Source organism: Micromonospora sp. D93, from assembly GCF_018070365.1.
GTDB lineage: Bacteria > Actinomycetota > Actinomycetes > Mycobacteriales > Micromonosporaceae > Micromonospora > Micromonospora ureilytica.
In genome coordinates, this window is record NZ_JAGPXW010000052.1 from 1 (window position 1) to 20,662 (window position 20,662).

Consider the following 20,662-nt stretch of genomic DNA (forward strand, 5'->3'; position numbering starts at 1 on the left):
GGTGTGCTCTTGTGGTCAGGTCGGCTGCCAGGGCCCATGCCTCGGCCAGGTCGCGGTCCTGGGCGGTGGCGCCGGAGCCGCCCGCGGTGTCCGCGTGCACGGTGGCCAACCCCAGACGGCGCTGGATGGGCCCCTGGACCACTCGCACGCTCTGGATCCGGGCGTACGGCACGATCACCAACTGCCGGGTGAGCCGGCCGGACCGGGTGGCGAACACCCGCTCGAACAGCCCCGCGCCGAACGCGGCACGGCCCAGGGGATGCAGCCAACGGGTCCGGCGCGGCGGCGGGCTCAGCGTGAGCGCGTCGAGGCGTACCCCTGGGAGCACCTCGGCGACGATCATCGTCGCCGTCGGAAGGTCGCCGACCGGCAGCAGCCGGTCGGGCCGGTTGCGGTCGTCGGCCTCCGCTACGGAGTAACCGGCCACCTCCAGTCGCAGCCGCAGCCAGCCCTTCATCCGCCACAGCAACGGCCAGGTGGCCCGCACGGTCTGCACCCGTTCCAGCGGCACTGTCTGCGCCCGAGTCTCCAGCAGGCCGTTGTGTACGCGCAGCGTGCCGCCGTCGCGGGCCAGCCGGAAGTTCCAGTCGTCGAGGACCCGGCGGATCGGTTGCAGCAGCACACCCGCCATCGCGGTCAGGGTGCTCGCCACCGCGACGAACGACCACGACCCGGCGGTGAGGAACTGCACCACAACGAAGGCCACACCGAGCGGGAGCAGGAACGCCTGCGGGGTGAGCAGCTGGCTGATCAGCAGGTTCTGGTTGCGTACCGCGTGCAGTGGCCGGCCCGGCACGGCCGCCGGCGGCGCCGTCGCACCCGGGGCCGCCGCGTCGCCGGGTGCGGGCAACTGCGCCACCCGCCCGGCCAGCGCCAGCAGACGCTCGCGCAGCACTGCCGCGTCGGCCACCCCGAGGTACGCCAGCGGCGCCTCGGTCTTGCCTCCGCCGACCACCTCCAGGCGCAGCTCGGCCAGGCCGGTGAGCTGGGCGAGCAGGGGTCGGACCACCTCCACGGCCTGCAACCGTTCCAACGGGATGGCCCGGGTACGCCGCCAGAGCAGCCCTTCGTACACCCGTAGTTCCCGGCCCACGACGTGGTAGCCGGTGTTGTACCAGCTGATCACCGACAGCACTGTCGCGCCGAGCGCCAGCACCGCCACCATGGCGGCGAACCAGCCGAAGCCCACCCGGGACAGCGTCGACCAGGACAGCCCGGCGATCACCACGACCAGGGACTTGGCGCCGTGCAGCACCGGGCTGAGCGGATGCAGTCGCTGCCGGGGTTCGCCCTCGCCGCCGACCGGTGGTGCCGCCCACGGCGCGGGCGCTCCCGGCGGCACCGCGCCAGGCGGCACCGCGCCGGCAGGTGGCGCGCCGGCGGGCAGCACCGGACCCGGTGGTGTCGGGCCGGTGGGTGGCACGGTGCTCGGCTCGGCGGGCCCGTCGCTCATCGGAGCGGCCCTCGACGCGGTCGGCGGCTGCCCGCGCGGGTGCTCACAGGTCGCCTTTCGTTCGCGACTGCGGGGCTCGCAAACCCGGCTCACTCCTCGCGCTCACAGGCCCTCCGCTCGGTCCTCGCCGAGCGCGGTGAGTCGATCGCGCAACCGGGACGCCTCCGCCGGACGCAGCCCGGGCACCCGGGCGTCGCTCGCCGCCGCGGCGGTGTGCAGCTGCACGGTGGCCAGGTCGAAGGCGCGCTCCAACGGCCCGGCGCTCACGTCGACGAACTGCATCCGCGAGTACGGCACGATGGAGAGCCGGCGGACCAGCAGCCCGTGGCGGACCAGCAGGTCGTTCTCCCGCTCGGCGTACCCCCAGGCTCGGACCGCGCGGACGATCGCGATGGCCCGCCACGCGCCGAACACCAGTACGACGGCGACGGCGAGCCCGAACAGCCAGTGGCCGCTGAACGCCCAGCCGACCGCCGTCACCGCGACCCCGATGGCGACCACGATCGCCAGCCGGATCAGCTCCACCCAGATCAGGTCGGTGGAGATCGGCTGCCAGGTGACCGTGTCCGGCCAGGGTTCCAGCGGACCCCGACCACCCGGCGCGGCCGTCAACAAGGCGCCGGGGTCGGACGCCCCAGGGCCGGGGTCGGGCGGCAGGAGGCCGGGGGCCGGCAGGTCGGGTGCGCGCTGGTCGGCGGCGGATGCCGGCCGGTGACCGGGCGGCAGCGCGCCCGGTGGCAGCGGCGCGGGCGTGGAGACGTCCGGCGCGGCGGGCTCCGGGCCGAGCGTGCCGGGGGCTGGGAACGCCCCGGGTGGCGGCTCGACGCCGGGTGGTGGGGTGGCCGGGGTGGGCGGCCAGGACGGGGAGGTGGGGCCGGGGGAAGCCGGAGGGTCGCCGCTCACAGGTCGAGCGTAGGCGATCCGGGCACCGGAGTGACGGCACGCAGGAAGCCTCGAGCGTCCAGGAAGTCACCGAGGCGGCCCCGGTGCTCGGCGCAGGCCAACCAGGTCTTGCGCCGATCGGCGTCGTGCAGGCGGGGATTGTTCCACTCCAGCACCCAGACGGCGGCGGACCGGCAGCCGCGGGCCGAACAGACCAGGGCCTCGTCGGCAGGAGAGTCGGCGGGAGAGGGGATGCTCATCCCGGCCAGTCTAGGGCGGCGGGACGGAGAGAGATTGAGCGCCGGGCGACCACGGGGGGAGCCGCCCGGCGACGTGGTGAATCGTACACGCGGCAGGCCGGTCCGTGCACTCCCGCGATGCGCGATCCGGCTGCTGGGGACGGCGCGGTCAAAATCGGCTTCTCCCCACCTCGACACTCAGCAAGGCGTGCGAGTCTTGATACCGCACGAGCCGCGACGACCGACAAACGCTGTGGAGGACCGGTGGCCCAGCCGACCATGCCCGACGCCCCGACGCCGAACGGAGCGGCACCTGCGCCGGTGACCACACCCGCGCAGGACGCCACCCTGCTGGAAAAGGGCCTGTTCGAGATCAAACGCGTGATCGTCGGGCAGGACCGAATGGTGGAGCGGATGTTCGTCGCGCTGCTCGCCCGCGGTCACTGCCTGATCGAGGGCGTGCCCGGGGTGGCCAAGACGCTGGCGGTGGAGACCCTCGCCAAGGTCGTCGGCGGGTCCTTCGCCCGGGTGCAGTTCACCCCGGATCTGGTGCCGGCCGACATCATGGGCACCCGGATCTACCGGCAGTCGAGCGAGAAGTTCGACGTCGAGCTGGGCCCGGTGTTCGTCAACTTCCTGCTGGCCGACGAGATCAACCGGGCGCCGGCGAAGGTGCAGTCCGCGCTGCTGGAGGTGATGAGCGAGCGGCAGGTGTCGATCGGCGGGGAGAGTCACCGGGTGCCCGACCCGTTCCTGGTGATGGCCACCCAGAACCCGATCGAGCAGGAGGGCGTCTACCCGCTGCCGGAGGCGCAGCGGGACCGGTTCCTCATGAAGATCGTGGTGGGCTACCCGACCGACGCGGAGGAACGGGAGATCGTCTACCGGATGGGCGTGGCCGCGCCCGAGCCGACCGCGGTGTTCGACACCCCGGAGCTGATCGCCCTGCAACGCAAGGCGGACCAGGTCTTCGTCCACAACGCCCTGGTCGACTACGCGGTCCGGTTGGTGCTGGCCACCCGCGCCCCGGCCGAGCACGGCATGCCCGACGTCGCGCAACTGATCCAGTACGGGGCCAGCCCGCGCGCCTCGCTGGGTCTGGTCCGGGCGACCCGCGCCCTGGCGCTGCTGCGCGGGCGTGACTACGCGCTGCCGCAGGACGTGCAGGACATCGCCCCGGACATCCTGCGGCACCGGTTGGTGCTCAGCTACGACGCGCTCGCCGACGACGTGCCCGCCGACCACATCGTGCAGCGGGTGATGTCGACGATCCCGCTCCCGGCGGTCGCTCCCCGGCAGCAGGCCACCCCGCCGTCGATCGCGCCGCCGCCGGGCGCTGGCTGGCCCGGGCAGCGCCCGTGACCTCACCCACCCCTCGTCCGGCCCCCCTCGGCGACCGTAGCGAGGCCGTGCTGTCCCGGCTTCAGTTGCTCGTCACCCGCAAGCTCGACGGTCTGCTCCAAGGCGACTACGCCGGCCTGTTGCCCGGACCGGGCAGTGAGGCGGGAGAGTCCCGGGAGTACCGCCCCGGCGACGACGTGCGCCGGATGGACTGGCCGGTCACGGCACGGACCACCACACCGCACGTGCGGCGTACGGTCGCCGACCGGGAGCTGGAGACCTGGCTCGCGCTGGACCTGTCCGCCAGCCTGGACTTCGGTACCGGGCAGTGGCTCAAGCGGGAGGTGGTGGTGGCCGCCGCGGCCGCCATCACCCACCTGACCGTGCGCGGCGGTAACCGGATCGGCGCCGTGATCGGCACCGGCGGCGGGGTGTCCGCGCCGGCCCGGCGCTGGCGCGGCGCAGCACCACCGGCCGGGCCCGGGGTGCTCACCCGACTACCGGCCCGCTCCGGTCGCAAGGAGGCACAGGGCCTGCTGCGTGCCGTCGCCGGCACCGCCATCCAGCCCGGCCGAGGTGATCTGGGCGCCCTGATCGAGATGCTCAACCGTCCGCCCCGCCGTCGCGGGGTGGCAGTGGTGGTCTCGGACTTTCTCGCGCCGGCCGAGCAGTGGGCGCGGCCGATGCGCAAGCTGCGCGTCCGCCACGACGTGCTGGCGATCGAGGTGGTCGACCCGCGCGAGCTGGAGCTGCCCGACGTGGGCGTGTTGCCGGTGGTCGACCCGGAGAGCGGCGAACTGCACGAGGTGCAGACCGCCGACCCGCGGCTGCGGCAGCGCTACGCGGACGCCGCCACCGCCCAACGGGCCGCGATCGCCGCCGCCCTGCGCGGCGCCGGCGCGGCCCACCTGCGTCTGCGTACGGACCGAGACTGGCTGCTGGACATGGTGCGATTCGTGGCCGCGCAGCGGCACGCGCGTACCCGGGGGACGACACGATGATCCGTTTTCTGCAACCGTGGTGGCTGCTGGCTGTGCTGCCGGTGTTCGCCCTCGCCGCGTTCTACGTGTGGCGGCAGCTGCACCGCCGGGCGTACGCGATGCGCTTCACCAATGTGGACCTGCTGCGGACGGTGGCGCCGAAGGGCCTGGGCTGGCGTCGGCACGTCCCGGCGACCGCGTTCCTGCTCTGCCTGCTGGTGCTGGCCACCGCGCTGGCCCGGCCCGCGGTGGACACCAAGGAGCCGTTGGAGCGGGCCACCGTGATGCTGGCCATCGATGTATCGCTGTCGATGCAGGCCGACGACGTGGCGCCGAACCGGTTGGAGGCGGCCCAGGAGGCGGCCAAGCAGTTCGTCAGTGAGCTGCCGGAGAGCTACAACCTGGGCCTCGTGTCGTTCGCCAAGGCGGCCAACGTGCTGGTGCCGCCGGGCAAGGACCGGGACGCGGTGACCAGCGCCATCGACGGGCTGGTGCTGGCCGAGGCGACAGCGACCGGCGAGGCGGTGTTCACCTGCCTGGAGGCGATCCGGTCGGTGCCGGCCGACGGCGCGGCGGGCATTCCGCCGGCACGGATCGTGCTGCTCTCCGACGGTTTCCGGACCTCCGGTCGGGCGGTGGAGGAGGCGGCGGCGGCCGCGCAGGCCGCCAACGTTCCGGTCTCCACCATCGCCTTCGGCACCGACACCGGCCAGGTCGACATCGGCGGGCAGTTGCAGCGGGTGCCGGTGGACCGGTCGGCGCTCGCCGAACTCGCCGAGACCACCGAGGGGTACTTCTACGAGGCGGCCTCGGTGAGCGAACTGAAGCAGGTCTATCAGGACATGGGCAGCTCGATCGGGTTCCGCACCGAGCCGCGTGAGGTGACCCAGTGGTACGCCGGGGTGGCGTTGCTGCTGGCGCTCTGCGCGGGCGCGTTCAGTCTGCTCTGGTCGTCCCGGATGCTGTGAACGCGTCCGGGATGCGGTGAACCGCTGCGCCGGCGGCGGTCAGTGACCGCCGCCGGCGAGCACGAAGACGATTGCCACCCAGACGGCGGCGAGGGTGAAGCCCAGCGGGGCGACGTAGCGGCTCATGGACGGCTCCGGGTGGCGGCTGGACGGTCCGCGTGCGGGGGCGGACCGCAGGGGGTGGGGACGCGCACACGAAGTCGTGACCGGGCGGCTCCCGGCGACCGCCCGGGATCGGGCGGCGCGGCACACTCACCTCGGCAGGTGCCGAGGTGGTGGGGAGCGGAGCGGGGTCAGCTCACCAGACTGAGTCGTGGCTCAGCGGGGCTGACCATCGGCCCGGCCACGACTGGGAGGATCGCTATCTCGCACAGCGATCACCTCCTGCAAGTCGGGCGGGCCGGAACGTCGATGATCGTACACCTGCGGTGTCGCCGGAACGCACTCGGCCGACCGGCCGGCGACCCCTCCACCGCCCGGTTGGCGACGTGCGACAGGCCGGCCCGTCCGGACGATCGTGACCAGCACCGCGGCGAGCGGCGGCAGCCAGCAGAAGCGTGCCAGCACCCAACCCGGGTCGGCCGGGGTGGTGTGCAGACCGGGCAGGGTCAGCCCGCTGCGGGCGGTGAGCGCGGTCACCGCCACCAGTACCGGCTGGTGCCACAGGTAGATCCGGACCGCGGACCGGTTCACAGCGGTCACCGCCCGGCCCGGCAGCGGCCGGGTCAGCAGCCGGTGCAGCGCCGGCCGCGCCAACAGCCCCAGCCCGACCTGGGTGACCGCCAGCGCCACGATCAGCAGCGACGGCGGGTTCAGGTTGGACACCCCGGCCCCGGGCACGCCGACCGCGCTCACCGGGTAGCCCAGCGCCAGCAGCGCCGCCAGCGCGACCGCCCCACCGGCCGCCAACGCGCCACCCGCCCGCCGGCCGTCCAGCCGTCCGTCGGCGTGCGCCACCCCCAGCAGGTACGGCACCGCCCAGGCCGCCAGCACGGTGACCGGGGGTAGGTCGGTGTCGGCCGGCAACAGCCGGACGGCCAGGTCGGCCACCGCGACCACGGCCACCGCCGGTGTTCCGCACCGCGCCACCCCCCAGCGGCGTACGGCGGCGCGCAGCGGGCCGGTCACCGCGACGAGGATCACCAGCGGGAGCAGGAACCACAGCGGGCTGACGGCGAGCCGCAGCGCGACGGCGAGCGTGTCGTCCGAGGTGCCGACGACTGTGGCGGCGAGCAGTACGGCGGCCCCCACTCCGAGCAGCGCCACCGTGGGCAGCAGCAGCCGACGCAGCCGACCGGCCAGCCAACCGCCGGCACCGCCGCGGTAGCGGGCCAGCGACCGGGTCGAGCCGAACCCGGCGGTGAAGAAGAACAACCCGAGCGTCTGCAACACCCAGGTCACCGGGGCCAGGTCGGGCAGGGCGGTCAGCGGACTGGCCTGGTGCAGCCCACCGTCGCCGTTCAGCACCAATCCGGTGACCAGCCAGTGCCCCAGCACCACCCCGCCAATGGCGTACGCCCGCAGCGCGTCGACCGCGCGGTCCCGCTTCACCGGACGTCCCCGATCCGGCCGGCGTCGACGCTGCCCAGCACGACCGCCGCCACCGCGACCAGCGCGGCGCTGCCCGGCGCGAGGTAGCCGTCGTGCCCCGCCACCCCACCCACCGGCAGGGGGCGGGCGCCGAACGCCGGGTCGCCGGGTCGCCGGCCGAAGCCCAGGCCGGGCAGCCGCACCGGGGGCACCCGACGGATCCAGTCGGTCGGCGCCTCGGCGGCCCAGAACCGCCGCCCGCCGGTCAGGTCGTCGGCCCGCTGTACTCCAGCGCCGACGCCGCCGAGGCTGACCACGTCGGTGACCTGGGCCGGGGCCTCCGCCGCCGCCAGTGCCACCACCAGCGCCCCGTAGCTGTGCCCGACGAGCGTGATCGTCGCCGCCGGACGCCGCCCGGCCAGCTCCCGCAGCAGCGTGACAAGTCCGGCCGCGCCGCGCCGGGCGCTGACGCCACCGGCGGCGGTCAACACCCCGTCGGGCGGGTCGTAGCCGAGCCAGGCCAGCACCGCGACCCGCGCCGCTGGGTCGGTCGCCTGCAGCTCCCGGTAGAGCTGCCCGGCCTGCACCGCCGGCGCCCGCCGGGCCACCCCGCCCAACCCCCTGTCGAAGTCGGCGAGCGTGCTGCCGACGCCCGGCACCAGCACCGCGATCCGGTCCGCGTCGGCAAGGTCGCCGAGCACCTCGACCGCGCGACCGTCACCGCGCTCGTCGAACAGCAGGAACCGGCGTCCGTCGGCCGCCCAGTCCGCGTACGGGGGGCCGGCCGCGCGCATCGCCGCCGCCGTCACCGGGTACGCCTCGACGAACCCCGCCGCCGTGGCCGGCTCGGGTCGGGTCGGCAGGACCAGGTTCACGCCGAGCAGCGCGGCCATCGCCACCCGGCTGGCACCTCGTCGTCGCATCACGTTCTCCCTCCGGAATGTCGTCCGGAGGGAGAGTGCGCCGAGGGGCGGGGCCCGGTCGTCGTGCCGCAGAGCCGTTCCCGGGCTGGCTCCACAGGGCTACGGCTGTTGGTGTGTCGGTATTCAAGAGTGATCAATGGTTGACTATGGTCGGTGTCGTGAACCTGAAGGGATGGGCAGCGGCGAGCGGGATCTCGTACGCGACGGCACGTCGGCGTTATGAGTCCGGGACGCTGCCCGTTCCCACCTACCGGATCGGCCGTCTCATCATGGTTGGGGAGCCGGTCACTGGCGTAACCGGTGACGCCAGGCAGACCGTGGTGTTCGCCCGGGTGTCGTCGGCCGATCAGAGGCCGGACCTGGACCGGCAGGTCGCCCGGTGACTGTGTGGGCCACCGGCCGGCACCTCGGCGTGGACCGTGTGGTCACCGAGGTCGGCTCCGCGTTGAACGGGCACCGTAAGAGGCCCCGACCGGCGTTCCGGCCGCCGCCCCTCGAAACGCTGGGAGCGTGCCGCAACCCGGCTCGGCCGCGCGCACACCCGGGTGGCGAACCTGCGCCGCGACGGCCTGCACAAACTCACCACCAGGATCGCCACGACATACGACACGATCGTGGTCGAGGACCTGAACGTGACCGGCATGCTCGCCAACCGCAAGCTCGCACGGCACATCGCTGACGCTGGGTTCGCGGAGATCCGGCGGCAGCTGGCGTACAAGACGGTATGGAACGGCGGGCGGCTGCTGATTGCCGACCGCTGGTATCCGTCCTCGAAAACCTGCTCGGGCTGCGGCGCGGTGAAAACCAAGCTGGCCCTGCACGAGCGCGAATATGCCTGTAAGGCGTGCGGCCTGGTCATCGACCGCGACTGCAACGCCTCACTCAACTTGGCCACTCTCGCGGCCACGTTCGACACCGCCGGGAGTGGCCCGGTGGCAGCACGTGGAGCCGACCAGAAGACCCGCGTACGCGGGCAGGTGGCGACGAAGCGTGAACCCGGCACGACGTCAGTCGGTCAGACCGGGACCGTCCCACCGCAAGGCGGGACTACCAAACGTGTGCTTACAGCAGCGCACTGAAAGGTAACGGCTACTCGCCGGCGGCCACCAGACCCGTCTCGTACGCCAGCACCACGGCCTGGGCCCGGTCGCGCAGACCCAGCTTGGCCAGGATCCGCCCGACGTGCGTCTTCACGGTCTGCTCGGCCACCACCAGGTCACCGGCGATCTCCGCGTTGTTGCGGCCCCGGGCGATCAACCGCAGCACCTCGGTCTCGCGTGGAGTGAGCCCGGCCAGGTCGGTGGGACGCGGGCGGCGGCGGTCCGGACGGGCCGCGAACTCGGCGATCAGCCGGCGGGTGACGGCCGGGGCGAGCAGCGCGTCCCCGGCCGCCACCACACGCACCGCCTGCACCAGATCGGCCGCCGGGGCGTCCTTGAGCAGGAACCCGCTCGCCCCGGCGCGCAGCGCCTCGTACACGTAGTCGTCCAGGTCGAAGGTGGTGAGGATGAGCACCCGGGGTCGCTGCGCCGACCGGTCACCGAGCAGCTTGCGGGTGGCCTCCAGCCCGTCCATGACCGGCATCCGCACGTCCATCAGCACCACGTCCGGGTCGAGGTGGCGGGCGGCGGCCAGGGCCTGCGCCCCGTCGGCGGCGTCTCCCACCACCAGCAGATCCGGTTGGGCGGCGAGCAGCGCGCCGAAACCCTGCCGGACCATCGCCTGGTCGTCGGCGATCAGCACCCGGATCATCGGACCCCGCCCTCCGCGTCGTACGGCAACTCGGCCGCCACCGCGTAACCCCCGTCGGGCAGCGGCCCGGCGGTGAACGTACCGCCCAGCGACGTGGCCCGCTCCCGCATGCCGGTCAGCCCGTGCCCGGAACCGCCGTCGGCGGTCGGTCGGACGTCGGCCGGGGAGTTTTCGACGCGTACCCGCAGACCGGACGGACCGGCGCGGACGGTGACCCGCACCGCGGCGCCGGCCGCGTGGCGGGCCGCGTTGGCCAGGCTCTCCTGCACGATGCGGTACGCGGCCAGCCCGACCGGCGCGGGCACCCGGCCGTCGTCCATCGGCTCGTCGTCCACTGTCACCGGCAGCCCGGCTCGGCGTGCCGCGTCCACCATCGCGCCCAGGTCGGTCAGGTCCGGCTGCGGCGCGGTCTGCGGCCCGGTCGTCTCGCTGCGCAGCACCCCCAACAGCCGCCGCATGTCGGTCAGCGCGTCGCGGGCCGACGCGGCGATGGCGACGAACTCGGCGGCTGCCGGGGCCGGCACGTCCGTCAGCCGGTACGGGGCGGTCTCCGCCTGCACCGCGATCAGCGACATGTGGTGGGCCACCACGTCGTGCAGCTCCCGGGCGATGCGGGTGCGTTCCTCCAGCACCGCGCGGCGTTCCTGCTCCCGCTCGCTCAGCTCGGCCTGCGCCGCGAGGGCGTGCCGGGACAGCCGGTTGCGGCGGATCAGGTCGCCGACGATCGCCAGCGCGCCGAGCAGCAGCAGGACCGGAACCCGGTTGTCGGGGTGGACGAGGGTGAGTACCGGCACCGTGCTGATCGTCACCACCCAGGCCAGCACCGGCCGGTCGACCCGTGCGACGACCACCGCCAGCACCGCGATCGACCCGAGCGCCAGCGGCGGGGTCCATGGCCAGGCCTGGTCGTCTGGCGCGTTGAACGTGCAGATCAGCAGGGCCAGCACCGTCAGCCGCCAGGCCAGCAGCGGACGCCGGGGCAGCGCCAGCAGCGGCGCCACCGTCATCGCCGCGAAGAGCATCGCGATCGGTGTCGGCAGCCCCCACTCGCTCTCCACGGTCAGCGTGATCAGGAAGAGGCCGAGCGCGGCGAGCAGGCCGACCGGGGCGGCATAACGGGCCGGCCCGGGCCAACGGGCCAGCAGCGCCCGTTCGGGCCGGGCGTCCGGGCCCAGCAGGGTCTGTCGCAGGGCCCGCAGGGCCACGGCGATCGGTTGCCGGTTCACCACCCGGAGGCTACGGGCCGACCCCGCCACGAGGCGTGCCACCAGGGGTTGATCCCGGTGTCGTACCCCAGTGTGACGCGAGTCCCGTTAGCGCTTACTTGCGGGTAACGCCTAGGCTCCGACGCGTCCGTGCTGACCATTCGCAAGGGGGAACAGTGGCCCGTACCGTGCTGGTGACCGGGGGCAACCGGGGGATCGGCCTGGCCATCGCGCAGGCCTTCGCCAAGCAGGGCGACCGGGTGGCGGTCACCCATCGCAGCGGCGAGGCACCTGACGGGATGTTCGGCGTACGCGCCGACGTCACCGACGCCGCCTCGATCGACGCCGCGTTCACCGCCGTCGAGGCCGAGCTGGGGCCGGTCGAGGTGCTGGTCGCCAACGCCGGCATGACCGCCGACACGCTGCTGCTGCGCATGTCCGAGGAGCAGTTCACCGATGTGGTGGACACCAACCTCACCGGCGCGTTCCGGGTCGCGAAGCGGGCCTCCGGCAAGATGCTGCGCGCCAAGTGGGGCCGCATGATCTTCATCTCCTCGGTGGTCGGCCTGGCCGGCGGCGCCGGGCAGGTCAACTACGCCGCCAGCAAGGCCGGCCTCGTCGGCGTCGCCCGCTCGATCACCCGGGAGCTGGGCAGCCGCAACATCACCGCGAACGTGGTGGCGCCCGGCTTCATCGACACGGACATGACCGCCGGTCTCTCCGGCGACCGCAAGGCGGAGATCCTCAAGTCCATCCCGGCCGGCCGGATGGCCAGCCCGGACGAGGTCGCCGCCGTGGTCACCTGGCTGGCCTCCGACAGCGCCGGGTACGTCTCCGGCGCCGTCATCCCGGTCGACGGCGGCCTCGGCATGGGCCACTAACCCTTTTGACTACGGAGGAAATCAGCGATGTCCGGACTGCTCGCCGGTAAGCGGCTGCTCGTCACCGGTGTCATCACCGACGCCTCGATCGCCTTCTCGGTGGCGAAGCTCGCCCAGGAGAACGGCGCGCAGGTCGTGCTCACCGGCTACGGCCGGCTGTCCCTGGTCGAGCGGATCGCCAAGCGGCTGCCCGAGCCGGCGCCGGTCATCGAGGTGGACGTCACCAACACCGAGCACCTGGCCGGCCTCGCCGACCGGGTACGCGAGCACGTCGACGGCCTCGACGGTGTCGTGCACTCGATCGGCTTCGCCCCGCAGAGCTGCCTGGGCGGCGGCTTCCTCGACGCGCCCTGGGAGGACGTGGCGACCGCCCTGCACGTCTCCACCTTCTCGTACAAGTCGCTGGCCATGGCGGCGCTGCCGCTGATGTCGCCCGGCGGCGCGGTGGTCGGCCTGACCTTCGACGCGACGAAGGCGTGGCCGGTCTACGACTGGATGGGCGTGGCCAAGGCCGGCCTGGAGTCCACGTCCCGCTACCTGGCGATGCACCTGGGCAAGCAGGGCATCCGCAGCAACCTGGTCGCCGCCGGGCCGCTGCGCACCATCGCCGCGAAGTCGATCCCCGGCTTCGACCAGTTCGAAACTGCCTGGGCCGAGCGTGCCCCGCTGGGCTGGAGCCTCACCGACCAGGAGCCCGCCGCACGGGCCTGCCTGGCACTGCTCTCCGACTGGTTCCCGGCCACCACCGGCGAGATCGTCCACGTCGACGGCGGCTACCACGCCATCGGTTCCTGACGCTGCACCGCGACGCTCCCTGGTCGCCGTTCGCGTGACCCACGCGTCCGGACCAGGGGGCGTCGCCGGGACGTCCCGGCCGAGGGGCAAGAATGACAGCATGTCGTACGACGCGGTGGTGCTGGTGTCCTTCGGCGGGCCCGAACGGCCCGAGGACGTGATGCCGTTCCTGCAGAACGTGACCCGGGGCCGGGGCGTGCCGCCCGAGCGGTTGATCGAGGTCGCCGAGCACTACCAGCACTTCGGTGGGGTGTCCCCGATCAACCAGCAGTGCCGGGACCTGCTGGCCGCCGTCCGCGCCGACTTCGCCGCGCACGGTGTCGACCTGCCCATCTACTGGGGCAACCGCAACTGGGACCCGATGCTCGCCGACACCGTGACCCAGATGCGCGACGACGGGGTCACCCGGGCGTTGGCCTTCGTCACCAGCGCGTACGGCGGCTACTCGTCCTGCCGGCAGTATCAGGAGGACATCGCCGCCGCCCGTGCCGCCGTCGGTTCGGACGCCCCGGTGATCGAGAAGCTGCGCCAGTTCTGGGACCACCCCGGTTTCGTCGAGCCGCACGTCGACGCGGTTCGGGCGGCCCTGGGCCAGCTCGACCAGGCGTTGCGGGACACCACCCGGCTCGTCTTCACCGCCCACTCCATCCCCAGCTCGATGGCGGCCAACGCCGGCCCGCACGGCGGCCGGTACGAGGCGCAGCTGCACGAGACCGCCCGGCTCGTCGCCGCCGCCGCCGCACCCGACCTGGCGTACGACCTGGTCTGGCAGAGCCGCTCCGGCCCGCCGCAGGTGCCGTGGCTGGAACCGGACATCAACGACCACCTGGCCACCCTCGCGCAGGGCGGCACCACAGGTGTGGTGGTCAGCCCGATCGGGTTCGTCTCCGACCACCTGGAGGTCGTGTGGGACCTGGACACCGAAGCGTTGGAGACGGCGAAGCAGCTCGGCCTGGACTTCGTCCGGGCCGGCACGCCGGGCACCGACCCCCGCTTCGTGACCATGGTGCGTGAGCTGGTCACCGAGCGGACCGACCCGGACGGCGCGCAGCTGCGCCGTTGCCTGGGTGAGCTGCCCAGGTGGGACACCTGCCCGACCGTCTGTTGCGTGCCGACCCGTCGCCCCTGACCTCTGAGGATCATCATGCATGACCGCAAGCCCGTGCAGAGTTGGCTGACCGACATGGACGGCGTGCTGGTGCACGAGGGCCAGCCGGTGCCCGGCGCGCCCGAGTTCATCAACCGGCTGCGCTCCTCCGGCAAGCCGTTCCTGGTGCTGACCAACAACTCGATCTACACCCCGCGCGACCTGACGGCTCGACTCAGCCGGATGGGCCTGGACGTGCCGGAGGAGTCGATCTGGTCGTCCGCCCTGGCCACCGGCCAGTTCCTCGCCGACCAAAGGCCGGGTGGCACCGCGTACGTCATCGGTGAGGCCGGGCTGACCACGGCGCTGCACGCCGTCGGCTACGTGCTGACCGACTTCGCGCCCGACTACGTGGTGCTCGGGGAAACCCGCACCTACAGCTTCGAGGCGATCACCAAGGCCGTCCGCCTGATCAACGACGGTGCCCGGTTCATCTGCACCAACCCTGACGTGACCGGCCCGTCCGTGGAGGGCGCGCTACCCGCCGCCGGCTCGGTCGCCGCCATGATCTCCAAGGCGACCGGGGTCGAGCCGTACTTCGTCGGCAAGCCCAACCCGATGATGATGCGCTCGGCGCTCAACACCATCAACGCGCACTCGGAGAGCACCGCGATGATCGGCGATCGGATGGACACCGACATCCTGTGCGGCCTGGAGGCTGGGCTGGAGACCATCCTGGTGCTCACCGGGATCAGCAGCCGCACCGAGGCGGAGCGTTACCCGTACCGCCCCTCCCGGATCATCAACTCGGTCGCGGACCTGCTCGACGAGGTCTGACCAGCCCGGTGCCGTTGCGGTCTGGTCAGGGGTGCAGGGGGGCGTTGCAGGCGGCTACCAGGGCCTGACGGCAGGCTGCGGTGAGCGGTCGCAGCGCCGCGTCCCGTTGCTGCGCCTCGTGGTTGTTGATCGCGCCGCCCGGGGCGGCGTGCCCGGCCAACGCGAGCACCCGGTCGAGCACCGCGGCCCGGGCGAAGAGCCGGCGGGATCGCGGGTCGAAGCCCGGTGGCAGATCGGTGGTGCCGTCCGGGCGACGCAGCGCGGCCAACGCGCCGGCCAGCTCGGGCCGCCACTGGGCCACGTCGAGGCGGGTCAGCACGGCTGTCGTCTCGGCCAGCGCGGCGGCCAACTCGGCCTCTGCCTCGGCGGCGCCGGGCAACGCGAGTGACGCGGCGGGGGCGTTGGCCGGCAGCGGGTAGACCCGCCAGAGCACCGTCTCGAAACAGTCCCCTGAGCCGGAGGTGTGCAGCCGCACCTGGGGGATCAACCCGAGCCCACCGGCGACCACCGCCTCGCCCGTGATCAGCGCCGCTCCGGCGAAGTCGCCAGGGCCGGGCAGCCCCCGCGGGTCGCCCGGTGCCGGCAGCACCAGGCGGATGTCGTCCGGGGACAGCTTGGCCAGGGTGGGCAGCGCGGCGCCCAGCGGGACGTCGGTCCAGGTGCCGGGGGCGTCCGCCACGAGGTGCTCCTCGTCGCCGGCGATGGCGTCGGCGACCTCGTCGTACGGCACCAAGCCGGCGCGCCACGCGCGCACCCAGGCAACGAACCGGCTGGACCGGCGCGGCGCGAGTGTGGCCGCGCCCGTTGCGGGGGTGGACATGCCGAAAGGGTACGTGGTCACGACCGGCCCTGTCTCGGCTGCCGCTCCGGTCGCCCGGCCTGCCCCCAACTGCCCTGTTCGCCCAAATCCCCGCCCCCTGGCGCGGCTGTGCGGTCGGCGGTCCGAGCACGGGGCGGTGTGTCGGAGGTGGGGTGGGCGGGGGCCGGGGTTAGCGTGATCGACATGGCGGGGCGATACGGCGAGGACGTGTTGGCGGGCGACTGGCGGCGGCGCAAGGTCACCCCCGAGGTGGACGCCGAAGCGGATCTCGTGGTCGAGGATGCCGACTCCGGGTTCTGCGGAGCGGTGGTGGGCTTCGAGGCCGGCGCGGTGGTGTTGGAGGACCGGCACGGTAAACGGCGCAACTTCCCGCTGTTGCCGGCGGCGTTCCTGCTCGACGGCCGCCCGGTGACGCTGCGCCGACCGACCCGCGCGTCGGTGCCGGCGGCCCGCCGACGGACCGCCTCCGGCTCGGTCGCCGTGGACAACGTCCGGGCCCAGGTGGCGAAGGCCAGCCGAATCTGGGTGGAGGGCATCCACGACGCCGCGCTGGTCGAGCGGATCTGGGGCGACGACCTACGGATCGAGGGCGTGGTGGTCGAGCCGTTGGACGGCATCGACGCTCTCGACGCCGAGGTACGCGACTTCGGCCCCGGCCCGACCCGACGACTCGGCGTGCTCGTCGACCACCTGGTGCCGGGCAGCAAGGAGAGCCGGATCGTCGCCCGCGTGAACTCGCCGCACGTGCTGGTGACCGGGCACCCCTACGTGGACGTGTGGCAGGCGGTCAAGCCGTCGGCGTTGGGCATCGCGGCCTGGCCGGTGGTGCCGCCGGGGCGGCCGTGGAAGGAGGGGGTCTGCGCGGCCCTCGGGGTGGCCGAGCCGGCCGACATGTGGCGGCACATCCTGTCCCGGGTGAACAGCTTCGCCGAGGTGGAGACACCTCTGATCAACGCCATGGAACGCCTCATCGACTTCGTCACCGAGCCAGCCTGACCGCCTGGTCCGTCAGATCCGCCCAGCGGCGGGTCAGGGAACCTCGTCCGGGCTGCGGGTGAAGACGAACGTGGCGATGTCGACCGCAAGGGCCCGTCCGCTGTCGTCGCGCAGCACCGACAGGACCTCACCGTTCTCCGGGCCGGAACGTCCCCGCCAGCGGTCCGTCCCCTCGGCGGCGAACCGGCTGACCCTCTCACCGCGGACATGGGCCACCAGGTCACCCGCGTCCCAGCGCAGGTCCAGCGGAACGCCCATCCACCACCAGCGACCGATCAGCTCGGCCACCTCGGCAGCCGGCGCGGCGGTGTTCGGCCGCCAGGGCCGTGGGAGCGCCGGCTCGGCGTCCAGCACCGTGGTCAGCAGCCGGCGGCCGAGCCCGGTGATCGGGAACCCGTACGAGTTGGCGAAGCCGACCACTGCGGTACGGGTGGGTCGGTGCACAGTGAGGGTGGCCACGTACCCGGGCATCGAGCCGCCGTGCCCGACGTACACGCGTTCGCCGTCCCGGTAGAGCTCCAGCCCGAGGCCGTGCCCGCCGGTCCAGGAGTCGTCGCTGATCACCACGGGGGAGCACATCTCGGTCAGCGTCTCGGCGGCCAGCACCGACGGGTCGGGGTCGGCCAGGAACACGGCCCAACGGCCCAGGTCCTCGATCGTCGACCAGAGCTGCCCGGCGGGGGCCATGGCGCCGGTTTCGGTACGGGGTTCCTCGCGCAGGGTGCCGTGCCAGGGGTGGACGACGTAGCCGGGGGCGTACGGCTCGGTGGCCGCGTAGGTGGTGCGGCGCAGGCCCAGCGGGGTGAGGATCCGTTCGTCGAGCAGGTCGGCCCACTGTGTCCCGGTGAGCCGTTCGAGCAGGCCGCCGAGCAGCCCGTACGCCAGGTTGGAGTAGTGGTACGTGCGGTGCGGCGGGTAAGCGATCTTGTCGGCGTCGACAGTGGCGAGCAGGGTGGTCAGATCGACGCCCGCCGCCCGTTCCCACCAGTCGCCCTCGGGTTCGCGTTGGATGCCGCTGGCGTGGCTGAGCAGTTGGCGCACTGTGAGCGCGCCCACTCCGGTGCCCGGCAGGTGCTGCTCCAACTGGTCGTCGAGGGCCAGTCGGCCGGCATCGCGCAACTGCATGATCAGGGTGGCGGTCATCGTCTTGCTGATCGAGCCCAATCGGTACTGCAGGTCGGCATCCGGGCGGGGGTTTTCGCCGGCGACGGCCACATGCGCCAGCGTGCCGTCGCGGACCACGCCCAGCACCAGCGACGGCGTGCGCCCGTCGGCCTGTGCCTGGGCGACCCGGGTGTCGATCTGTCGGACGGTCTCGGGTAGCAGGGTCAACGGGATCTCCTCGGGGTCGGGCCGCCGATTCATGGTGTTTTGGGGGGTCGGAAGGGGTCTCGCCGAGCCTACTGATCTTCGCAGGGAGGTCGCGCGTGCATTTGCGTGTCACGATTGAGTGGTGGACGCCGTGGTGTGGATCGTTTTGGGTGTGCTGCTGGCCGTCGCGGAGATTTTCACGACGACGCTATTTCTGATCATGTTCGGTGCCGGGGCGTTCGCCGCCGCCGGTGCGGCCGCCCTGGGCGCGCCGGTCGCCGTGCAGGCGCTGGTCTTCGCTGTGGTGTCGGCGTTGAGCCTGGTGGTGGTGCGACCGGTCATCAAGCGGCACAGCCGCTCCGCGCTGGAAAGCGGCGAACAGCCGTTCGGTGTGGAGGCGATCGAGGGCTCCACGGCGCTGGTGCTGGAACGGGTGGACGCCGAGCAGGGTCTCGTCAAGATCGACGGCGAGCTGTGGACCGCCCGGTCGTACGACACGACGCAGGTTTACGACCCCGGTCAACGGGTTCGGGTGATAAAGGTCCGGGGCGCGACAGCCCTGGTGTGGCAGGACGATGTTTCTTCCGCCGGCGAGCTGCCGGAATCGAGAGGGTGAACGGGATGACGATACTCGGGGTGGTGGTGATCGCGGTGGCGTTGATCGCCGTGATAACGCTGGCCAAGGCGGTGCGGATCGTGCCGCAGCAACGCCAGGACGTGGTGGAACGGCTCGGAAAGTACAAGCGCACCCTCAGCCCCGGCCTCAACCTGCTGGTGCCGTTCGTCGACGCGGTCCGCACCAAGGTCGACATGCGGGAGCAGGTGGTCAGCTTCCCGCCGCAGCCGGTGATCACCTCGGACAACCTGGTGGTCTCGATCGACACGGTTCTCTACTTCAAGGTGGTCGACTCGGTCCGGGCGACCTACGAGATCTCCAGCTTCCTCCAGGCCATCGAGCAGCTGACGGTGACGACGTTGCGTAACGTGATCGGCTCACTCGATCTGGAGCGGGCGCTGACCAGCCGCGACGAGATCAACCGGCACCTCTCGGGTGTGCTGGACGAGACCACCGGCCGCTGGGGCATCAAGGTGACCCGGGTCGAGATCAAGGCGATCGAGCCGCCGGCCAGCATCCGCGACTCGATGGAGAAGCAGATGCGCGCCGAGCGGGACCGTCGCGCGGCGATCCTGACCGCCGAGGGGCACAAGCAGTCGGTGATCCTCACCGCCGAGGGTGACAAGCAGTCGGCGGTGCTGCGGGCCGACGGTGACCGGCAGGCCCGGATCCTGCAGGCCGAGGGTCAGGCGAAGGCGATCCGGACGGTCTTCGACGCGATCCACCAGGCCAATCCGAGCCAGAAGGTGCTCGCCTACCAGTACCTGCAGGCTCTGCCGCAGATCGCCCAGGGCAGCGCCAACAAGGTCTGGATCATCCCGGCGGAGCTGACCAAGGCCCTGGAGGGGATGGGTGGCGCACTCGGCGGGCTGAGCCAGATGGTGGGGGATCTGCCCGCGCCGGAGGCGGCCGAACACGCGAGCCAGGTCGAACGCGAGGCCGCCGAGGCGGCGCAGGCCGCGGCGGACGCCGCCCAGCAGATCCACGACGAGGTACGCGTCGCCGAGGCGCAGGCCACCGGCGGCAAGGGCCCGAAGGGGCTGCCCGCGCCGGAGCCGGTGTCGCCGACCAGCCTCGTGGAGGACCCGGCCGACCAGCGCGAACGCGGCTGATCACGCCTTAATACGAGAAAGACTCATGGGGCGCTCCGACGCCTGCCACGATCGGTCCTAGGACGGGTGGTGACCAGGCAATCGGGGCGCCCCGGCGCGTCGGTGCACCGCTCGACGACGAGCGAGGTGACGCATGAAGGATCCGGCGAATCGGATGTGGTCCTCGGCCCCGGTGCCCGGCGCGCACGACCCGGTCGCCCCGCTGGGCTCCCGGCGTAGCGGTGGCGGGTTCGGCGTACTGCCCTTCGTCGGCGAGCCGACCCCGGGCGCTCCCGCCACGAACGCCAGTTGGGCCTGGTCGGTGCGTCGGTTCGCGCGGGCGGCGGTCTGGCTGCTGCCCGCGTACGCCATCCTCTACGGCGCGGTGGCGATGGCCAGCGACGGAGGGGTGGGCAACGACCCCTATCCGGCCGACGGCCGGGCGGTGTACCTGATCGGGTGGGTGGCAGCGGTCTGGCTCGGCCTGCTCGCGCTGCTGGCCCTCACCGGGCTGCTGGCCGCGACCCGCAGCCGCCGGGTGGCCGCCGCCGGGCTGCTGGTCAGCATCGCCGGCACCGTGCTCATGCTGCCGTTCGCCGGGCTTGAGGAGCAGACGCCGGTCTTCGGCGCCACCGCGCGGTCGCTGGTCCTGCTCGGGGCGACGTTCTACAGCGCGGGCTGGTTCCTCACCGGGTGGGCGGTGGCCCGCTCGGGCACCTTCAGCCTCGGCGACGGCGTCATGCTGATCATCGCCGCTCCGCTGCTCGGCCTCGGTGGTGCCCTGATCGGCTCGTTGCAGACGTTCGGCGCGATCTTCGTACTGATCGCCGGCATCGGCATCGGCTACCGCTCCGGCCGCCTGATGCCCCGCGAAACGGCGAGAGACGCCGCCAGTGCCAGCCTGAGTACCCCCAACCCCTGAGCCCGCGTCCCTCGCCCAGCTCCGGTGATCATG

General features: G+C 72.8%; 21 protein-coding genes and 1 pseudogene. 13 read left to right on the plus strand and 9 right to left on the minus strand.

The window, feature by feature from the left end; all coding sequences use genetic code 11:
- The 3 genes from KBX71_RS33015 to KBX71_RS33025 all read right to left on the minus strand — a co-directional run.
- Window positions 1-1,453: PH domain-containing protein (locus tag KBX71_RS33015; protein ID WP_210821610.1), on the minus strand; the 1,453-nt coding region annotated here is incomplete at its 3' end.
- A 102-nt stretch (window positions 1,454-1,555) separates the two neighbouring features.
- Entirely contained in the window at window positions 1,556-2,068 is a 513-nt protein-coding gene (locus KBX71_RS33020; RefSeq protein WP_210821626.1) for a PH domain-containing protein, read from the minus strand.
- A gap of 284 nt (window positions 2,069-2,352) precedes the next feature.
- Complete coding sequence (locus tag KBX71_RS33025; RefSeq protein ID WP_210821611.1) at window positions 2,353-2,595, minus strand: hypothetical protein; 243 nt, start codon at window positions 2,593-2,595, stop codon at window positions 2,353-2,355.
- Between the two features lie 243 nt (window positions 2,596-2,838).
- Between KBX71_RS33025 and KBX71_RS33030 the strand changes: the two genes are divergently transcribed.
- The 3 genes from KBX71_RS33030 to KBX71_RS33040 are packed head-to-tail and all read left to right on the plus strand — an operon-like array spanning window position 2,839 to window position 5,863.
- Window positions 2,839-3,936 (plus strand): MoxR family ATPase, encoded by a 1,098-nt coding sequence (locus KBX71_RS33030; RefSeq protein ID WP_124815299.1) that lies wholly within the window; start codon window positions 2,839-2,841, stop codon window positions 3,934-3,936.
- Window positions 3,915-4,916, plus strand: a complete 1,002-nt coding sequence (locus KBX71_RS33035) for a DUF58 domain-containing protein (RefSeq protein ID WP_210821627.1) — start codon at window positions 3,915-3,917, stop codon at window positions 4,914-4,916. Before KBX71_RS33030 ends, KBX71_RS33035 begins: the two co-directional genes overlap by 22 nt.
- Window positions 4,913-5,863, plus strand: coding sequence for a VWA domain-containing protein (locus tag KBX71_RS33040; RefSeq protein ID WP_210821612.1), 951 nt, complete (start codon window positions 4,913-4,915; stop codon window positions 5,861-5,863). Before KBX71_RS33035 ends, KBX71_RS33040 begins: the two co-directional genes overlap by 4 nt.
- A 318-nt stretch (window positions 5,864-6,181) precedes the next feature.
- Here the strand turns inward: KBX71_RS33040 and KBX71_RS33045 are convergent, their stop codons facing one another.
- Together KBX71_RS33045 and KBX71_RS33050 are read right to left on the minus strand one after the other, a co-directional pair.
- Window positions 6,182-7,414, minus strand: a complete 1,233-nt coding sequence (locus KBX71_RS33045; RefSeq protein WP_210821613.1) for an acyltransferase — start codon at window positions 7,412-7,414, stop codon at window positions 6,182-6,184.
- Complete coding sequence (locus tag KBX71_RS33050) at window positions 7,411-8,316, minus strand: alpha/beta hydrolase (RefSeq protein ID WP_210821614.1); 906 nt, start codon at window positions 8,314-8,316, stop codon at window positions 7,411-7,413. The genes KBX71_RS33045 and KBX71_RS33050 overlap by 4 nt, the downstream gene beginning before the upstream one ends.
- Before the next feature lie 158 nt (window positions 8,317-8,474).
- On the opposite strand from KBX71_RS33050, the gene KBX71_RS33055 reads away from it, so the two are divergent.
- A complete protein-coding gene (locus tag KBX71_RS33055; RefSeq protein ID WP_210821615.1) occupies window positions 8,475-8,699 on the plus strand; it encodes a recombinase family protein in 225 nt (74 codons plus the stop codon).
- A 108-nt stretch (window positions 8,700-8,807) separates the two neighbouring features.
- A pseudogene (locus KBX71_RS33060) lies at window positions 8,808-9,395 on the plus strand (RNA-guided endonuclease TnpB family protein); the annotation flags it as partial.
- A gap of 10 nt (window positions 9,396-9,405) precedes the next feature.
- Here the strand turns inward: KBX71_RS33060 and KBX71_RS33065 are convergent.
- Window positions 9,406-10,068, minus strand: a complete 663-nt coding sequence (locus tag KBX71_RS33065) for a response regulator transcription factor (protein WP_124823312.1) — start codon at window positions 10,066-10,068, stop codon at window positions 9,406-9,408.
- On the minus strand, window positions 10,065-11,294 hold the full coding sequence (locus KBX71_RS34380; RefSeq protein WP_210821616.1) for a sensor histidine kinase: 1,230 nt from the start codon (window positions 11,292-11,294) through the stop codon (window positions 10,065-10,067). Before KBX71_RS34380 ends, KBX71_RS33065 begins: the two co-directional genes overlap by 4 nt.
- 155 nt (window positions 11,295-11,449) lie before the next feature.
- Here KBX71_RS34380 and fabG point away from each other — a divergent pair, with 155 nt between their 5' ends.
- From fabG to KBX71_RS33090, 4 genes are all read left to right on the plus strand, one after another.
- Complete coding sequence (fabG, locus tag KBX71_RS33075; RefSeq protein WP_210821617.1) at window positions 11,450-12,154, plus strand: 3-oxoacyl-ACP reductase FabG; 705 nt, start codon at window positions 11,450-11,452, stop codon at window positions 12,152-12,154.
- A gap of 27 nt (window positions 12,155-12,181) precedes the next feature.
- Window positions 12,182-12,949 (plus strand): enoyl-ACP reductase FabI, encoded by a 768-nt coding sequence (fabI, locus tag KBX71_RS33080; RefSeq protein WP_196925549.1) that lies wholly within the window; start codon window positions 12,182-12,184, stop codon window positions 12,947-12,949.
- Window positions 12,950-13,049: 100 nt separating this feature from the next.
- A complete protein-coding gene (locus KBX71_RS33085; RefSeq protein ID WP_210821618.1) occupies window positions 13,050-14,078 on the plus strand; it encodes a ferrochelatase in 1,029 nt (342 codons plus the stop codon).
- A 15-nt stretch (window positions 14,079-14,093) separates the two neighbouring features.
- A complete protein-coding gene (locus KBX71_RS33090; protein ID WP_099855682.1) occupies window positions 14,094-14,873 on the plus strand; it encodes an HAD-IIA family hydrolase in 780 nt (259 codons plus the stop codon).
- A gap of 25 nt (window positions 14,874-14,898) precedes the next feature.
- Here KBX71_RS33090 and KBX71_RS33095 read toward each other — a convergent pair whose 3' ends face one another.
- Window positions 14,899-15,693, minus strand: a complete 795-nt coding sequence (locus tag KBX71_RS33095; protein WP_210821619.1) for a hypothetical protein — start codon at window positions 15,691-15,693, stop codon at window positions 14,899-14,901.
- Window positions 15,694-15,876: 183 nt separating this feature from the next.
- On the opposite strand from KBX71_RS33095, the gene KBX71_RS33100 reads away from it, so the two are divergent.
- Entirely contained in the window at window positions 15,877-16,689 is an 813-nt protein-coding gene (locus tag KBX71_RS33100) for a DUF3097 domain-containing protein (RefSeq protein ID WP_124823319.1), read from the plus strand.
- 33 nt (window positions 16,690-16,722) lie between these two features.
- Here the strand turns inward: KBX71_RS33100 and KBX71_RS33105 are convergent, their stop codons facing one another.
- Window positions 16,723-18,021 carry a serine hydrolase gene (locus KBX71_RS33105; RefSeq protein WP_210821620.1) on the minus strand — a complete coding sequence of 433 codons (1,299 nt, stop codon included), beginning with the start codon at window positions 18,019-18,021 and terminating at the stop codon, window positions 16,723-16,725.
- A 121-nt stretch (window positions 18,022-18,142) separates the two neighbouring features.
- Here KBX71_RS33105 and KBX71_RS33110 point away from each other — a divergent pair, with 121 nt between their 5' ends.
- The 3 genes from KBX71_RS33110 to KBX71_RS33120 all read left to right on the plus strand — a co-directional run bounded on the left by KBX71_RS33110 (window position 18,143) and on the right by KBX71_RS33120 (window position 20,629).
- Window positions 18,143-18,616 carry an NfeD family protein gene (locus KBX71_RS33110; RefSeq protein WP_210821621.1) on the plus strand — a complete coding sequence of 158 codons (474 nt, stop codon included), beginning with the start codon at window positions 18,143-18,145 and terminating at the stop codon, window positions 18,614-18,616.
- A gap of 5 nt (window positions 18,617-18,621) precedes the next feature.
- Complete coding sequence (locus tag KBX71_RS33115) at window positions 18,622-19,728, plus strand: SPFH domain-containing protein (protein ID WP_210821622.1); 1,107 nt, start codon at window positions 18,622-18,624, stop codon at window positions 19,726-19,728.
- Window positions 19,729-19,861: 133 nt separating this feature from the next.
- Complete coding sequence (locus KBX71_RS33120; protein ID WP_210821623.1) at window positions 19,862-20,629, plus strand: hypothetical protein; 768 nt, start codon at window positions 19,862-19,864, stop codon at window positions 20,627-20,629.
- The last annotated feature ends 33 nt before the right edge of the window (window positions 20,630-20,662 follow it).

Excerpts from the sequence above, each read along its gene's own strand:
- KBX71_RS33025 (WP_210821611.1), bottom strand. The coding sequence starts at position 2,595 with ATGAGCATCCCCTCTCCCGCCGACTCTCCTGCCGACGAGGCCCTGGTC.
- KBX71_RS33040 (WP_210821612.1), top strand. The coding sequence starts at position 4,913 with ATGATCCGTTTTCTGCAACCGTGGTGGCTGCTGGCTGTGCTGCCGGTG.
- KBX71_RS33050 (WP_210821614.1), bottom strand. The coding sequence starts at position 8,316 with ATGCGACGACGAGGTGCCAGCCGGGTGGCGATGGCCGCGCTGCTCGGC.
- KBX71_RS33065 (WP_124823312.1), bottom strand. The coding sequence starts at position 10,068 with ATGATCCGGGTGCTGATCGCCGACGACCAGGCGATGGTCCGGCAGGGT.
- fabI (WP_196925549.1), top strand. The coding sequence starts at position 12,182 with ATGTCCGGACTGCTCGCCGGTAAGCGGCTGCTCGTCACCGGTGTCATC.
- KBX71_RS33085 (WP_210821618.1), top strand. The coding sequence starts at position 13,050 with ATGTCGTACGACGCGGTGGTGCTGGTGTCCTTCGGCGGGCCCGAACGG.
- KBX71_RS33090 (WP_099855682.1), top strand. The coding sequence starts at position 14,094 with ATGCATGACCGCAAGCCCGTGCAGAGTTGGCTGACCGACATGGACGGC.
- KBX71_RS33095 (WP_210821619.1), bottom strand. The coding sequence starts at position 15,693 with ATGTCCACCCCCGCAACGGGCGCGGCCACACTCGCGCCGCGCCGGTCC.
- KBX71_RS33100 (WP_124823319.1), top strand. The coding sequence starts at position 15,877 with ATGGCGGGGCGATACGGCGAGGACGTGTTGGCGGGCGACTGGCGGCGG.
- KBX71_RS33115 (WP_210821622.1), top strand. The coding sequence starts at position 18,622 with ATGACGATACTCGGGGTGGTGGTGATCGCGGTGGCGTTGATCGCCGTG.
- KBX71_RS33120 (WP_210821623.1), top strand. The coding sequence starts at position 19,862 with ATGAAGGATCCGGCGAATCGGATGTGGTCCTCGGCCCCGGTGCCCGGC.